This is a genomic window from Flavobacteriales bacterium (assembly GCA_016700415.1).
Lineage (GTDB): Bacteria > Bacteroidota > Bacteroidia > Flavobacteriales_F > PHOS-HE28 > PHOS-HE28.
Genome location: CP065018.1, coordinates 979,942 through 995,013, shown reverse-complemented (window position 1 = coordinate 995,013; position 15,072 = coordinate 979,942). Strand labels below are relative to the sequence as shown.

The window sequence follows — 15,072 nt, the reverse complement described above, 5'->3', positions numbered from 1 at the left end:
CTAATGTAAGCGTGGGATCCTATTTCACGATCCGGATCAGAACAGTTTCCCGGCCAGCCAACGCAATTGCAGTTCGGCGACTTTCGCCTCGAACTGTGCGGTGAGCAGGCGGTTTTCCGCGGTCACCACGCCCTGTTGTACGTCGCGGAGCTGCACCGCCGTGCTCACACCGATGCGATAGCTCTCAAGCGCGACTTGCATTTGCGTGCGTGACCCGCCGAGGTTCGCTTCCTCCAAGGCCACGCGCTGCCGGGCATTTTCATACTGGCTCCAGGTGTCCAAAATGTCGCGCTGCAATTCCAGTTGTGTTTGTTGAAGCGAAAGGTCCGCCTGCTCGACGGCCAGTTTCGCCTGTTTCACGGCCTTGATGGCGCCGCCACGAAAGAGGGGCACGCTCAGGGTCAAGCCGTATTGCGGGCCGAGGCGTTGATTGCTCTTCAGGAAGCCCACCTCGGAAGTGCTGCGCGAATAGCCGTAGTTCGCGAAGCCGTTCAGCTTGGGGAGCAAGGTGCCGCGCAGCTCCTTCACGGAAAGATCGGCCACCATGCGCTCCTCGCGGGCCTGTTGCAGCGTGGTGTTGGCGGCCAGTGCGGCCTCTTGCAGCGCGGGCAGCTCCAATGCTTCCGCAGGAGGGATCATCGTGTCCACCTCGAAAGCAGTGCCGGGATCGCGGGCGAGCAGTGTGTTGAGGCCGGTCCGGGCCATGGCGGTCCGTTGCAGCAGTGCCAGCATCTGTGCGCTGTCCGTGCTGAGGTCCAGCCGTGCCTGCACCAGTTCCAGGCCTGAGGATGCGCCCACACGCTCTCCGGTCTCGGTGATCTTCAGCCGTTCCCGTGAGGTCTGCATGGCTTCACGCTGCACCAGCACGGCTTTTTCAAGCTGCACCAGTTGGTAGTAGCCGGTGAGCACATCGTAGGTCGTTCCTTCCACCTCCTGCCGAAGCTGACTTTCACCGATGCGTTCCACGGCTTCCAGCCTGTCCTTCGCAGCGAACATGGACAACCCGTCGAAGAGCGTCCAGTTCAGTTCCACCTCACCGCTGAGGGACTTCGCATTGGCGTTGTCGGCTTCGCGGTTTTCTCCGGTGAAGAATTCCTGTTTGGTGGCTGAGTTGTCCACGCTGTATGCACCGTTCGCGTCCACGGAAGGGAGCATGCCCGCAGCACCCGGGTTATTGGCCAACTTGGCGATGGCGGCGGAGTTGCGGGCGATACGCACGCCGTGGTTGTTCTCCAGGGCGATGCGCACGGCACCGTCCGCCGTGAGTTGTTGTGCGGCGGCCGGCAACATCAGCGCGGCGGCCATGGCGAAGGCGATGCGTCTCATGCGTCAAGGAGCGGTGTTGGACTTTCGATGTCGTTGTCGGTCGCGCTATCGTCCGGGATGTCGGTGCCGCTGGCCAACTTGCTGTAGAGCGCCGGTACCACGAAGAGTGTCAATACCAAGGCGAAGAGCAAGCCGCCGACGATGGCCACGCCCATGGGCACACGGCTCTTGGAGGCCGCGCCCAAGCCCAGTGCGATGGGCAGCGATCCAAGCGCCATGGCGAACGTGGTCATCAGGATGGGGCGGAAACGCTGACGTGCGGAATCGAGGACGGCGGCGGTGCGCAGCAGTCCGTGCTCCTGGCGCTGGTTGGCGAACTCCACGATGAGGATGCCGTTCTTGGTGACCAGGCCGATGAGCACGATGATGCCGATCTCGCTGAAGATGTTCAGCGTATGCCCGCCCAACCACAAGCTCAGCAAGGCACCGGCGATGGCCAACGGCACGGTGAACATCACGATGAGCGGGTCCACCCAGCTTTCAAATTGCGCGGCAAGGATGAGGAAGATCAACGCCAGCGCGAGCAGGAAGGCGAAGAGCAGGCTGCTGGAGCTTTCCGCAAATTCCTTGCTCACTCCGGAAAGCGAGGTGCTGAAGTTGCTGGGCAGGGTCTCTTTCGCGATCCGGTCCATGGCCGCGATGCCGTCCCCAAGTGTCTTGCCCTCCTCCGTATTGGCGCTCACGGTGGCGCTGACGTAGCGGTTGTAGCGGTAGAGCTGCGGCGGATTGCTGCGCATGGTGAGCGTGACGAGGTTGTCCATCTGCACCAGTTGTCCTTTGTCGTTGCGCACGTACGCGCTGGTGAGGTCCAGCGGCTTGTCGCGGTTGTTCCGTGCGGCCTGTCCGATCACTTGGTACTGCTTGCCCTTGAAGATGAAATAGCCGAAGCGCTGCCCGCTGAAGTAGAGCTGCAAAGTCTGCGCGATGTCGCGGACGCTCACGCCCAATGCCTTCGCGCGGTCGCGGTCGATCTCCACGTTCAGTTCCGGCTTGTTGAACTTCAGGTTGAGGTCCACCACGGAAAAGGTGGAATCCGCCTGTGCCGCTTCCATGAACTTCGGGATCACCTCCCGCAGTTGCTTGAAATCGGGTGCCTGGATCACGTATTGCACGGGCAGCCCGGCAAATCTTCCCCCGCCGATGGTGGCCTCCTGAACGGCGAAACTGCGCGCGAAGTTGTACTGCTGCGCCAAGCCCATGGTGCGCTTCGCCAACTGGTCCTGCGTCATCGTCCGGTCCTCGGGCGGTACCAGCGATACCCGCACGAAACCCGTGTTGGTGCTCGCGGTGGAGCCGAAGCCCGGCGCGGTGACGGACAAGGTGCTTTGTGTCTCTTTCATCGTGTCCACCAGCCCGATGATGTTGGACAGGTAATCGTCCATTTTGTCGAAACTGGTGCCTTCCGGTGCGGTGCTCATCAGCATGAAGCGGCTCTTGTCCTCGTTCGGTGCGAGCTCGCTGGGGAGGTTCTTCATCCCGTACCAGATCAACCCGCCTATGCCCAACATGAAGACGAACAGGCTGGTGAGGCTCACCCTTTTGACAAAGCGTTCAAGCAAGCGTGAATAGCTGTCGGTGAGCCGCTCGTAGAAGCGCTCAGTGCTGGCGTAGAACTTGCTCGGCTTGTCGCGGTGCTTCAGCCAGCGCGCGCTCATCATGGGCGTAAGCGTGAGGGAGACCACCGCGCTGATGAGCACCGAGCCCGCCACCACCACGCCGAACTCGCGGAACAAGCGCCCGGTGAGGCCGGAGAGGAATACAACGGGCAGGAAGACCGCTGCCAGCGTGACGGTGGTGCTGATGATGGCGAAGGTGATCTCCTTGCTGCCGCGATGGCCCGCTTCCACGGGGTCCATGCCGCCCTCGATCTTGGCATAGATGTTCTCCAGCACCACGATCGCGTCGTCCACCACGATGCCCGTGGCCAGCACGATCGCCAGCAGCGTCAGGATGTTGATGCTGAAGCCCGCCACGTACATGATGAAGAAGGAGCCGATCAGCGAGATCGGGATCGCGATCACCGGGATCAGCGTGGTGCGCCAATCGCGGAGGAAGACGAAGATGATGATCACCACAAGCAGAAAGGCGATCACAATGGTGTCCTCCACTTCGCTGATGGCCTTACGGATGCTCACGGTGGTGTCCAGCGCCATGGTGTAGCGCAGGTCCGATGGCATGTCCTTCTTGATCTCGGCCACGCGCTTGTAGAAGGCGTCCGCGATGGCGATGTAGTTGCTGCCCGGCTGCGGCGTAACGGCCACGGCCACCATGGGCACGCCGCCATCACCGCGCAACAGCGTCTTCTCGTTCTCCGGAAGCAGTTCGGCCTTGCCGATGTCGCGCATACGCACCACGTTGCCGCCGTCCTCGCGGATGATCATGGCGTTGAACTGGTCCTCCGTTTCGAGCCGGCCCAGCGTGCGGATAGTGAGTTCAGTATTGGCCCCTTCAATGCTGCCGCTGGGGAGTTCCACGTTTTCCCGTGCCAGCGCGTTGTTCACGTCCAGCGGTGTGATGCCGAAGCCCGCCATCTTCAGCGGGTCCAGCAATAGCTTCATACTGTACTTCTTCTCGCCCCAGATCTGCACGGTGCTTACGCCGGGGATGGTCTGTAACCGTTCCTTGAACTGGTTCGTGGCGATGTCCGTGAGTTCCAACAGCGATCGCTGGTCGCTCTGGATGGTCATGCTCACAATGCTTCCCGCGTCGGCGTCGCTCTTCACGGTGATCGGCGGGTCCACGTCCTGCGGAAGGGTCTTGAGCGCACGGCTCACACGGTCGCGCACGTCGTTGGCGGCGGCCTCGAGGTCCACGTCCAGCTCGAACTCCACAGTGATGCTGCTACGTCCGTCACTGCTGATGCTGGTGAGCGAACGGATGCCGGCGATGCCATTGATGGATTCCTCCAGCGGCTCGGTCACCTGGCTCTCCATGATGTCCGCATTGGCACCGGTATAGTTGGTGGTCACCGTGATCACCGGCGGGTCCACGCTGGGGAATTCGCGCACGCCGAGGTAGCTGAAGCCCACGATGCCGAAGAGCACGATCAGGATGGAGATCACCGACGCCAGGACGGGCCGGTTGATGCTGATGGAGCTGATGTTCATTTAGAGGGCCGGCGGTTGAGGGTAAGCTCCAAGCCAAAAGCCACAAGCCATAAGCTTGAGGCTTGCAGCTTGCGGCTGACGGCTATGGGACTATCAACGAAGCACATCATTCCGGATCTATCACTGAACTATCTGCCTCCTCCGTTGATCCATTTGCTTCCGGCAATGCAGCCTTCACCGGCATGCCTTCGCGGAGCTGAAGCAGTCCCGTGGTGATCACTGTATCGCCGGGCTGTACGCCGGCAGTAAGTTCCACTTGTGTGTTGGTACGTGTGCCGGTCTGGACGCGGGCCGACGTGGCCTTCCCATTTTTGATCAACAGCACTTTCTGGCCTTGGATGTCGGGGATCAACGCTTCCGTGGGGATCAGTAAAGCGCTCGGCACTTTGGAGAGTTGCAGGATAATGTGCGCGAAGGCTCCCGGCCGCAGCTTTCCATTGGTGTTCGGGTTGTGTGCACGGACCGTGATCGTTCGGGAAGCCACGTCCACCGTAGGGTCGATCGCATACACCTCGGCGTTGTACCGGGCGGTGTCGCCGTCCAGGGTGAAGATGATCTTCTTGCCTACGGCCACTTCCCGCCCGAAGCGCTCCGGCACGGAGAATTCGACCTTGATGGGCGATACCTGCTGGAGGTCCGTGATCAACGTGTTCGGCGAGACATAGCCGCCCTCGCTCACTTGGCGCAGGCCGATCTTCCCGCTGAAAGGCGCACGGATCACGGTCTTGGCGATCAGGGCGCGCAGGTTGTCCCGGTCGGCCTCAGCGCTTTGTAGAGCGATGCGCGCATCGTCATAGGCTTGCTGGCTGATGCCCTTCACCTCCAAGAGCTGCTTCTTGCGGCCTTCGTCATCGGTGGCCAATTGCACGGCAAGTTCGGTCTTGCGCAACTGCGCCTGCAGGTCGTCGTCGTTGATACGGACCAGCGTTTGGCCTTTCGTCACAGCCCCGCCCTCGGTGAAGCCGATCTGGGTGACGCGCCCCGCGATCTCGCTCCGCACTTCGATGGCCTCGTTCGCCAGCAGGCTGCCGGTGGCTTCGATGGTGTTTTCCAGCATTTGCGGTCGCAGCACGGCGACACGTACTTGCATGGGGCCTTGAGAGCCGCGTTGCATAGCAGTGTCCTCATCGCTGCCGCATGCGGAAAGCAGCACAGCGCAGGCGAGGACGGATAGGAGGGAAGGGCGCGTTCGGCACATATCAGGAGGGTCGTTGTTTCTTGGGCGCTACGGGGATCTTCTCCACGGCTTGGCTCAGGTTGCCCAGTGTGTTCCGGAGCTGTTCCGTCATTTGGCGCCGCTCCACGGCAGGCATTCCCTTCAACGCAGTGCGGTTGATAGCGGCATAGGCGGCCTTGATCTCGATGACCGCGGCTTCGGCCTTGGGCAACAACTTCAAATGGTGTTTACGTCGATCATTGGGGCAGACCTCGCGTTTCACGAAGCCCCGCTCGCACAAGTGGTCGATGGCGCGCGTAATGGTCACTTTGTCCTGGTGCAAGGCATCGGCCAATTCCTGTTGGCTGATACGGCCTTCCGCCTCGGAGATCACCACCAGCGCGAAGTACCAACGGTCAAGTCCAAGATGCCGCAGCCGGTCACTTAGCAGTAAGAAGTACTGCTGGCCAATGCGGGAGCACCAATAGCCCAAGGAGTGTTCGTTGTTCATGCCGGTTCCGAGGAAGGGATGCAAAGTTGAGCAACTAAACAGTTACAGATGAAACAGTTTTGCCATGGAACGTTAATCTTCACTAAGCCGCACCGCCACTGGGCAGGGAAACGACTTTTCCCCGGCGCCTTCAAGCGGTGGTGCTTTTCTTTGCGGCCGGTGAATTCATCTTCCTCAAATTGCATCGCATGAAATTCCGCATCTCAACCTTCCTTATTCCCGTGTTCTTCGCCGGTGCGCTCCACGCCCAGGACGACCTCGTGAAGAAAGCCAGCCAGTACAAGAACGACAGCGCCCAGGCCGCCTACCGCTTCACCACGGTGGTGAGCGCAGAGGCAACGCCCGTGGAGAACCAGGCCTCTTCCGGAACCTGTTGGAGCTATTCAGCGAACAGCTTTCTGGAATCCGAGATGATCAAGAACGGAGGGCCGGCCATCCACCTCTCCAAGATGTACACGGCCCGCAAGTCGTACGAGGACAAGGCGGTCTCATACGTGCGTATGCACGGAAGCCTCAATTACGGCGATGGGGGCGAGCCCCACGACGTCATCAACATGTTCGCCAAGTACGGCACCATGCCGGAAGAGGACTACACCGGATTGAACTACGGCACCACAAAGAACCAGACCGCTGAGATGCAGGCCGTGCTGACGGGCATGCTCGAAGCGGTGGTGAAGGCCCCCAACCGCGGTAAGCTCACACCCGTGTGGAAGAACGCATTCAGTGCCGTACTGGACGCCTACCTCGGCCCCGTGCCGGAAACGATCACCTACAAAGGCAAGAGCTACACGCCGCAGAGTTTCGCCAAGGACGTGGTGAAGCTGGATCCGAAGGACTATGTGGAATTCATCTCCGTCACCAGCGCGCCGTACTGGGAGAAGGCCATGATGATGGTGCCGGACAACTGGGCCTTCCAGTGGGACTGGAACATCCCGATGGAGGACATGATCGCCACCATCGACAATGCGTTGCACAAAGGCTACACCGTGGCTTGGGGCGGCGATGTTTCCGAGCCTTCATTTAGCTGGAAGAACGGCATCGCCTACGTGCCCGTCACGCCTGCGGACGATCTCGCCAAGGAGGAGAAAGCGGACCTCTTCACCGGCCCCAAGCCGGAGATGACGATCACCCCGGAGCTGCGCCAGCAGGCTTTTGACAACTACACCACGCAGGACGACCACGGCATGCAGCTCACGGGCATCGCCAAGGACCAGGACGGCAACGAATGGTACATCGTGAAGAACTCCTGGGGTGAGAAGAACGACCACGAGGGTTACCTCTACATGAGCAAGAATTTCGTGCGGTACAAGACCACTTCGTTCATGGTGAACAAGAAGGGTATCCCTTCGGGCGTGTTGAAGAAGATCAAGGAGTAGTTGTCAGTTGTCAGTTGTCAGTTGTCGGGGCGGGACTTGCGAGATCTTGCGGCTTTGGTACGTTGTGCTTTTCAGGGAGCGCTGCTGCCTACTGCCGACTGTCCACTGTCCACTGTCCACTGCCCACTGCCGACTGCCGACTGCCGACTGCAACACCGTTGCCAACAGCATCAAGGCTCAAAGCTAGCACGGCCAAGCCAAGCGCTTCCTGACAACTCACAATGGACAACTACGCCTCACTCACACTGGCCTTCCCCGCCTTCGGCTGCCCATTGCCGGGCTTGTACCCGAAGAGCCTGTTGTCCTTGATCATATTGTCCACGTAGGGAGGCACGAGCTTTTCCCATTCCGGATGGCCCTCGCGGATCATTTTCAGTACCGCTTGGCTGAAGATGTGCAGCACCGTGGGGTCGTAGGTCTCGATGTCCACCATGCGCTTGTTGCTCATGAGGTAATCGTACAACGGCCGCAGGCGCGGATGGACGGGCATGCTGTCCAGTGTCATCACCGGCGCGTCCTTGCTGGGCTTGCTGGGATACACGTAGATCTTCAGGTCGCGGGTAAAGAGGATGCCGAAGGCTTCCAGCATGCCGCCGTTGAGGTTCCGGTAGTACTTCTCGTTGAACACCTCGATCAGGTTGTTCACGCCCATGATCAGGCCCATGCGCGCCTTCGTATAGCGGCTGAAGTATTCCACGAGCTTGTAGTATTCCTGGTAATTGCTGATCAACACCGTCTGGCCGAGTGAGCAGAGGATATCGGCACGGTCGATGAAATCTTTCTCGTCCACGTCCCCGCTGTCGGTCTGCAGGTTGTTGAGTGTGATCTCGAAGAGCACTTGCAGGTTCTGACGGTCCACACGCTGTTCCTTGATGAACATGTTGTAACCGTTCATGATCATGTCGATGTTCACCTTCGTCACGGGACGGAAGCTGCCGCGGATGGCCAGAATGTTCTTCTTGTACAGCACCTGGCTCGCCTGAAGGTTCTGCCCGTCGGGGCCGAAGATCACCGCGTCGGTATAACCGCGCTTCACCAGCTGGAGGCTGAGCAGGCGGTTGTCCACCTGGCTGAAGTCCGGCCCGTTCATCTGGATCATGTCGATCTCCACCACGTGCCGGCTTACGTTGTCGTACAGGGCCGTCATGAGCTCCTGCGGGTCGTCGTGATGGAAAAAGCAGGCGTGGATAAGGTTCACGCCCAGGATCCCGACGCTTTCCTGTTGCAGACTGATGTCCGGGTCATGCGTCCGGATGTGGATGATCACGTCGTTCGTTGGGCGGTCCGGGGCGGTCTGGAAACGCACGCCCAACCAGCCGTGCCCGCTGTGGGGGCGATCGTAGGTGCTGCTGGCCACCGTGTTCGCGAAGCTGAAGAAGCGTTTCGTGGGATGCTCCTTCCTGTCCAGCCGCTCCACGATCAGGCTGTATTCGTGCCGGATCATGTTCCGGAGCCTGCTCTCGCATACGAAGCGGTTGCCGGGTTCCGCGCCGTAGATGGCGTTGCTGAAGTCCTTGTCGTAGGCGCTCATGGCCTTCGCGATGGTCTGCGAGGCCCCGCCGGCGCGGAAAAAATGGCGGACGGTCTCCTGTCCCACGCCGATCTCAGCGAAGGTGCCGTAAAGGTCCGGGTCGGCGTTGATGCGCCGTGCCTTCTGGTTGGCGCTCAGCTGCACCCGTTGCTGGTCGGTGGTGATCATCGGTGTATAATGCCTTGGATCAAGGCCGCAAAGGTAGGAGCAACGTGCCGGAAATGCTCGGGTATTTCTCCACGTCCGGCCCAGATTGCTCCGGGGATCGGGTGCCGGCAATGGTACTGGCGGTATTGGCAGTGATCATCTTTTCATGCGGATGTTCAATTCACCACCACCCCACCAACTGTTGATCGGTTTGAAATTCGGCACTGCTGCCGTGGATGTGTGGCCAGTTTCGCGCCAGCAGGAAAAGCGCCGGTCCTACCTTGGCCCGATGACGTTGCTCGCCCGATTCTATTCCGCCTTCGCCCGGCACGACTGGGCCACGATGGGCGCATGCTATCATCCGGAAGCACAATTCAGCGATCCTGTATTTCCACATCTCGACGCGGCCCATGTGCGTGCCATGTGGAAGATGTTGCTGATCAGCGGGACCGATCTGCGGGTGGAATTCCGGGTGATCGAGGAAACGGCTACCGAGGGCCGCGTGGAATGGGATGCTTGGTACACGTTCGGCGCGACCGGAAGAAAGGTCCACAACCGGGTGTCATCCACCCTTGTCTTGAAGGACGGCCTGATCTTGGTGCAGAAGGATTCATTCAACTTCTGGCGCTGGTCGCGACAAGCGTTGGGAATCTCCGGCTTGCTCTTAGGCTGGAGTTCAATGCTGCGGGGCAAAGTGCGCGGCATGGCGGCGAAGCGTTTGGCAAAGGCGATGGGAGGGTAGTGATCAAAGCCCCACCTTCCCCAACGCCTTGATCCCCGGGTCTCCCAGCCGGATGCCCACCGCGAAGCGCACAAAGCCGTAGTTGGTGCTGAGTGAAAGTTTTTCCGATATCTGTGCCGAACTGTAATAGTAGGCGGTGGTGATGGCCGAGTACCAGCGATCACCATTGAACCCTGCGCCCAGCTTGAATTCGAGGATGAACGCCCCGCCGTCTCCGCTTAAGGTGCCATTCGGGGTCTCGATCGTCTGATGGATGTAGGTGACGCCGGGCACGAGCGCCGTGTGGATGAAGCCCTTTTTCCAGAAAGCGAACGTATGGGCATATCCGAATGTGCCGCCTATGATGAACCGGCCAACGTCCTTGAAACCGGTGTCTAATAGGAAGGTGTCCACCAACGCCGGACTAAGGATGGACGTATCGGCCGTGACATGTGAGTACCAAGCGGAAAGCCCCGTGACCATGGTGCCGGCGCTCTTCTTCTGCCGTTCCATCTGGAATAGGGCGGCGTTCTGGCTGAAGCGCTTATTGTTGCTAAGGGCATAGTTCAAGGAGAGCAGGTAAGTATTGCAAGCCAGGTCGGGGCGCAGTATTTGTGGATCTCCCGTCTCCCAGCCTGCCGTCCAACGTTCGGGGTCGTTCTGGTAGAATCCCTGAGTCTTGTCCCAGAAGATGCGGCCCCAAAGCCGCCGGCCGGTGTAGCCCAGCCCGAAGCCGCGCGAGCTCGTATTCCCGTAGCTGGCATCATGGCCGTCGAGAGCAGGCACGCCGAATGTGATTTCTGCACTGAGCCACTTGTAGTTAAGGCTGAACCCGTATTGACCACGGCTGTTGGTGGAGTACGAGAGGTCACCGCCTTCATCCCGTTCAAGGCTAAGATCAATGTCATGCCAATTGCTGACTACGCTGATCACCAAGTTGCTCCGGTAGGCCGCGACGTAGGTCGTGTCGTAGTCCGGCAGAGTTGTTGAGACGTTCACCAGCGTGTTCCGCACCTTTTCACCCAATTGGCCATGCACTGGTCCAATAACGAGTGCCAGCAGCAGGACCGGGGTGATGCGACGCATGCCGCTAAAATACCCCGCTTTGGGCCACTGTCCATCCCACAAATGGGGGAGTGGTTACTTCCGCCGTGCCTTCTTCAGTGCCTTCTTGTCCACCCGTTCCGAAGTCACGTACCAGTTGCGGTCCGGCCGCAACGTTGCCGTCTTGGCGTTCAGGCCATGGGCCGGTGAACTCCATTGATCGGTGATCGGGACCATCTTTTCCTCCCCGTTCACCATGATCACAGCAGGCATGTTGAACCCGGCCACGCAGTTCGACCAACGCACGAAGAGGTCGTCTTTCTTCACGGTCCATTCCAGCTCGGGTACTTTCACGGTGCGCAAGTATTGATCGAACACCGTGCCGAAGACATGCCCGCTGAATGAACTGATGAACGCCTCCACCTCAGCGCTGGTCACGATGCCGTGGCGGAATTTGTGGTTCATCTCACGCAGCATCACGAAGAACAGGGAGTCGTCCGCCATTATATGCCGGATGGTGTGGATCATGTTCGCGCCCTTGTAGTACATGTCATTACTGCCTTCCTGGTTCACGCCGTCCGGTCCGATGATCGGGATGTCATTGGCAATGTTTCTCCGCAGGCCGATCAAATAGTCATCCCCGGCGGCATCCCCGAATTGGCACTGTGTGTAGATCGTTTCGGCATAGTCGGCGAAGCCCTCATGCACCCACATGTCAGCGATATCCGCCGTGGTGATACTGTTGCCGAACCACTCGTGGCCGCTCTCGTGGACGATGACATAGTCCCATTTCAGCCCCCAACCCGTGCCGCTGAGGTCCCGGCCCCGATAGCCGTTCATGAAGTGGTTGCCATAGGCGATGGCGCTCTGATGCTCCATGCCCAACTGGGGTCCTTCCACCAATTTGTAGCCGTCCGTATAGAACGGGTATGGCCCGAAGTGTTCCTCGAAGCACTTCATCATAAAGGGCACCTGCTTGAAATGCTCCCGCGCCTTGGCCTCGTTCTGCTGGAGCACCCAGTAGTCGAGGTCCAGCGGGCCGTCCACACCGATATAGTCCACGTGGATGTGCGCATATTTCCCGATCGCCGGGATCAGGTCGTAGTTGTTGATCGCGTTCACCACGGCCCAGCTCCAAGTGGTGGTCCCGTCGCCGTTGTTCACCTTGTTGCGCAGTCGGCCATTGCCCACCGCTTGCAGGCTATCAGGTGCTATGATGTGCATTGCTGCACTGTCCGGTTCATCGCTCTGGATGTCCTTGCACGGATACCACATGCTGGCGCCCAGACCTTGACAGGCCGCGCTCATCCATGGGTTGCCTTGCGGGTCCTTCTTCCAGATCCAGCCGCCGTCCCATGGCGGGTTGCGGGCCTCGCGGGGAATGCCGGTGTACTGGATCGTGAGATACGCGGAGGCACCCGTTGCCATTTCCTGTGGAAGGTCCACCCAGGCCACGTTGCCTTCACGCGAAAAATGAAGGTCGCTTTCCCCGTCGGAAGAATGGAGCGAAACGGACTGCAAGGTCAGAGGCTGTTGCAGGTCGATCTGCATCCGCTGGCCGACCGCCAGTGCGCGGAAGGTGATGCGCGTGGTGCCTTCGATGGATTTGGAGGCAAAGTCCGGTCGCACGGTCACATCGTAGTGCGTCACATCCCACCAGGCCCGGTACGGACCGTTGCTTCCGCGCAGGGTGTCCGCATGCGTGAAGACATGGGCATGGCTCAACGGCTGGCCGACGGCGGGAGTGGAGACGAGAAGCCAAACGGCGATCGCGTAGGGAGGGCGCATATGGCCCAAAATTAGGACGGAGTAAGCAGGCCGCACATCGATGATCACCTAACGTCGATCTCGTCCAAAAACAGCCAAGCCGGATTCCCCGCACCTGGAAAGCCTGCCGGAATGTTGCCGATGTACTCGACATCGATCCGCACATAGCGCGCCCTGCCGGTTTTGTCCATGCCGAATTCGTTCCGGCCCGCTCCGTCCATGCCCTTCGCAATGCCGTAGGGAACGAAGTTCTTCCCGTCGTTGCTCACGCTGAACGCCACTTGCTTGGGCAGGTGGATCCAACTGTGCATCTCGTTCAAGGCACCGATGCCGATGTGCGAGATGTCCTGCACACTGCCCAGGTCCACGGTGATGGTGACGCCTTTGCGCCAGCCTAACCATTCTGTGTCCACGCGCTTCTCCTGCGCCGTGATGCCGTCCACCAAAGTGAACGCGCCGCCTTCGCTGTACTGCTCGTCGGGTGGTCCGCTCAAGGTGATGGACCGGGCGGTGGCGAAGTTGAACCTGATAGTGACTGTCGACGTGTCAGCAGGGGCCGGTCCGCCATCAACGTAACCATGTGCCTTGAGAACCGCATCTGACTGGATGTTGAGGCCATTCGCATCCGATTTGAGCATCGATTCGGGGTCTTGCCAAACCTTTACTCCCCCTCCGCCGTCATAAGGAGTCTTCACGGTGATAGATCCAAGTGTGCGGCCTTGGATTAGCTTGAATCGCACTTGGTACAAACTCTTACTCGCGTTCACCTTCATCGCGTCCAGCCTCGGGAACTCCCCCTCCAGACGCTTAATAAAATCCGCTTCATCCCGCTTCTCCTTCGGCGTCCAGAGCACTTCCGCCAACGCCAGCATCCTTGGCGTCAACATGTACTCCACATGCTCCGGCGTGAGGATATATTCCGTCCAGATATTGCCTTGCGCGCCGAGGATGTACTTCGCTTCTTCGGCGTTCAATTCCGTGGGCACCGGCTCGTAACTGTACACTTTCTGCACGGTCGTATACCCGCCGATGGCCAACGGCTCGTTCGCCGGGTCGCCTTGGTAGTGATCGAAGTAGCAATGGCTACCGGGGCTCATCACCGCGTAGTGCCCGCTCTTTGCGGCTGCCACACCGCCTTCGGTGCCGCGCCAGCTCATCACCGCGGCGTTCGGTGCCAGACCGCCTTCCAAGATCTCGTCCCAGCCGATGATCTTCCGCCCTTTGCTGTTCACGAACTTCTCGATCCGCTGGATGAACCAGCTCTGCAGTTCATGCTCGTCCTTCAGCCCTTCCGCCTTCATCCGCGCTTGGCATTTCGGGCAGACCTTCCAGCTTTCCTTGGGGCATTCATCGCCACCGATGTGGATGTACGGGCTGGGGAAGAGGTCCATCACCTCGGTGAGCACATCTTCCAGCACCGTGAATACGCTGTCATTGCCCGCACAGAACACATCATCGAACACGCCCCAACCGCGTTGCACTTCGTATGGCCCACCGGTGCAGCCCAGTTGCGGGTAAGCTGCCAGAGCCGCCATCGCATGTCCCGGCATCTCGATCTCCGGAACTACATTGATGTGCCGTGCCTTTGCATAGGCCACCACCTCGCGGATCTGCTCCTGCGTGTAGAAACCACCGTAAGGGATGCTGTCGTATTCACGCCGGCCGTACGGCCCCACCTGACTGCCTTTGCGCCAACCACCGACCTCGGTGAGCTTCGGGTACTTCTTGATCTCGATCCGCCAGCCTTGGTCGTCCGTGAGGTGCCAGTGGAAACTGTTCATCTTGTAACGCGCCACCAGGTCAATGTATTTCTTCACGAATGGCACCGGGAAGAAGTGGCGTACCACGTCCAAGTGCATCCCGCGCCATGCGAAACGGGGCTGGTCCGTAATGGTGTGGCAGGGAATGGATCCCGTGCTTTTCCCCTGTTCCAAAAGTTGGATCAGCGTGCGACTTCCACGGAAAAGCCCTTCTTCATCGGTCGCGGTCAACGCGATGTGGTCCGAAGCCACCTGGAGGCTGTACCATTCCGCAGGGAGAAGCGTATCCGGCTGGATCAGGTGGAGTTCAATGCGCAAAGGAACCTCACAAGGGCTGTTGGTCACGGGGTGAAGTGGTTCAATATCAGCAGTCAGCAATCCCACGAATCCGGAACTGATCGTGGGATCGGGCCGAAGGTGCCCTGGACATTCCAGGGAACAAGTGCCTCCGGTCAATTCCATTTCCGCGGGCAGTGGGATCAAACCCGGCAGGGCCATGGGTGTTTGGGCCTTGACGCTGGAAGCCAATAGGATAAGGAGGGTAAGCGTGAGGCGCATGCGGTAAAGATGTGCATCTTCGAGTACTCAGTTGGCAGTCGGCAGCCGTCCGATCGCTGATCTTGATC

The 15,072-nt window shown here is 59.6% G+C and carries 10 protein-coding genes; 2 read left to right on the top strand and 8 right to left on the bottom strand.

Going from position 1 to position 15,072, the window contains the following annotated elements; translation table 11 throughout:
* Positions 1-36: 36 nt before the first annotated feature.
* The 4 genes from IPP95_04200 to IPP95_04185 form a co-directional block, all read right to left on the bottom strand.
* Positions 37-1,326, bottom strand: a complete 1,290-nt coding sequence (locus IPP95_04200; GenBank protein ID QQS73432.1) for a TolC family protein — start codon at positions 1,324-1,326, stop codon at positions 37-39.
* Positions 1,323-4,433: an efflux RND transporter permease subunit gene (locus IPP95_04195; GenBank protein ID QQS73431.1), complete on the bottom strand. Its 3,111-nt coding sequence runs from the start codon at positions 4,431-4,433 to the stop codon at positions 1,323-1,325. The genes IPP95_04200 and IPP95_04195 overlap by 4 nt, the downstream gene beginning before the upstream one ends.
* Positions 4,434-4,539: 106 nt before the next feature.
* A complete protein-coding gene (locus tag IPP95_04190; protein QQS73430.1) occupies positions 4,540-5,631 on the bottom strand; it encodes an efflux RND transporter periplasmic adaptor subunit in 1,092 nt (363 codons plus the stop codon).
* A 1-nt stretch (position 5,632) separates the two neighbouring features.
* Positions 5,633-6,100 carry a winged helix-turn-helix transcriptional regulator gene (locus IPP95_04185; GenBank protein ID QQS73429.1) on the bottom strand — a complete coding sequence of 156 codons (468 nt, stop codon included), beginning with the start codon at positions 6,098-6,100 and terminating at the stop codon, positions 5,633-5,635.
* Between the two features lie 188 nt (positions 6,101-6,288).
* On the opposite strand from IPP95_04185, the gene IPP95_04180 reads away from it, so the two are divergent.
* On the top strand, positions 6,289-7,476 hold the full coding sequence (locus IPP95_04180; protein QQS73428.1) for an aminopeptidase: 1,188 nt from the start codon (positions 6,289-6,291) through the stop codon (positions 7,474-7,476).
* Positions 7,477-7,705: 229 nt separating this feature from the next.
* On the opposite strand, the gene IPP95_04175 is transcribed toward IPP95_04180, so the two are convergent.
* On the bottom strand, positions 7,706-9,175 hold the full coding sequence (locus IPP95_04175) for a TonB-dependent receptor (protein QQS73427.1): 1,470 nt from the start codon (positions 9,173-9,175) through the stop codon (positions 7,706-7,708).
* A 268-nt stretch (positions 9,176-9,443) separates the two neighbouring features.
* Between IPP95_04175 and IPP95_04170 the strand changes: the two genes are divergently transcribed.
* On the top strand, positions 9,444-9,896 hold the full coding sequence (locus tag IPP95_04170; protein QQS74191.1) for a nuclear transport factor 2 family protein: 453 nt from the start codon (positions 9,444-9,446) through the stop codon (positions 9,894-9,896).
* A gap of 3 nt (positions 9,897-9,899) precedes the next feature.
* On the opposite strand, the gene IPP95_04165 is transcribed toward IPP95_04170, so the two are convergent.
* The 3 genes from IPP95_04165 to IPP95_04155 are packed head-to-tail and all read right to left on the bottom strand — an operon-like array spanning position 9,900 to position 15,004.
* Complete coding sequence (locus IPP95_04165) at positions 9,900-10,961, bottom strand: DUF4421 family protein (protein QQS73426.1); 1,062 nt, start codon at positions 10,959-10,961, stop codon at positions 9,900-9,902.
* 54 nt (positions 10,962-11,015) lie between these two features.
* Complete coding sequence (locus IPP95_04160; protein ID QQS73425.1) at positions 11,016-12,707, bottom strand: M1 family metallopeptidase; 1,692 nt, start codon at positions 12,705-12,707, stop codon at positions 11,016-11,018.
* 44 nt (positions 12,708-12,751) lie between these two features.
* Complete coding sequence (locus IPP95_04155) at positions 12,752-15,004, bottom strand: family 20 glycosylhydrolase (GenBank protein QQS73424.1); 2,253 nt, start codon at positions 15,002-15,004, stop codon at positions 12,752-12,754.
* Between the last annotated feature and the right edge of the window lie 68 nt (positions 15,005-15,072).

Bases quoted from the DNA above. Each gene is read 5' to 3' on its own strand.
- IPP95_04195 (QQS73431.1), bottom strand. From the start codon at position 4,433: ATGAACATCAGCTCCATCAGCATCAACCGGCCCGTCCTGGCGTCGGTG.
- IPP95_04170 (QQS74191.1), top strand. From the start codon at position 9,444: ATGACGTTGCTCGCCCGATTCTATTCCGCCTTCGCCCGGCACGACTGG.
- IPP95_04155 (QQS73424.1), bottom strand. From the start codon at position 15,004: ATGCGCCTCACGCTTACCCTCCTTATCCTATTGGCTTCCAGCGTCAAG.
- IPP95_04185 (QQS73429.1), bottom strand. From the start codon at position 6,100: ATGAACAACGAACACTCCTTGGGCTATTGGTGCTCCCGCATTGGCCAG.
- IPP95_04165 (QQS73426.1), bottom strand. From the start codon at position 10,961: ATGCGTCGCATCACCCCGGTCCTGCTGCTGGCACTCGTTATTGGACCA.
- IPP95_04160 (QQS73425.1), bottom strand. From the start codon at position 12,707: ATGCGCCCTCCCTACGCGATCGCCGTTTGGCTTCTCGTCTCCACTCCC.
- IPP95_04200 (QQS73432.1), bottom strand. From the start codon at position 1,326: ATGAGACGCATCGCCTTCGCCATGGCCGCCGCGCTGATGTTGCCGGCC.
- IPP95_04190 (QQS73430.1), bottom strand. From the start codon at position 5,631: ATGTGCCGAACGCGCCCTTCCCTCCTATCCGTCCTCGCCTGCGCTGTG.
- IPP95_04180 (QQS73428.1), top strand. From the start codon at position 6,289: ATGAAATTCCGCATCTCAACCTTCCTTATTCCCGTGTTCTTCGCCGGT.
- IPP95_04175 (QQS73427.1), bottom strand. From the start codon at position 9,175: ATGATCACCACCGACCAGCAACGGGTGCAGCTGAGCGCCAACCAGAAG.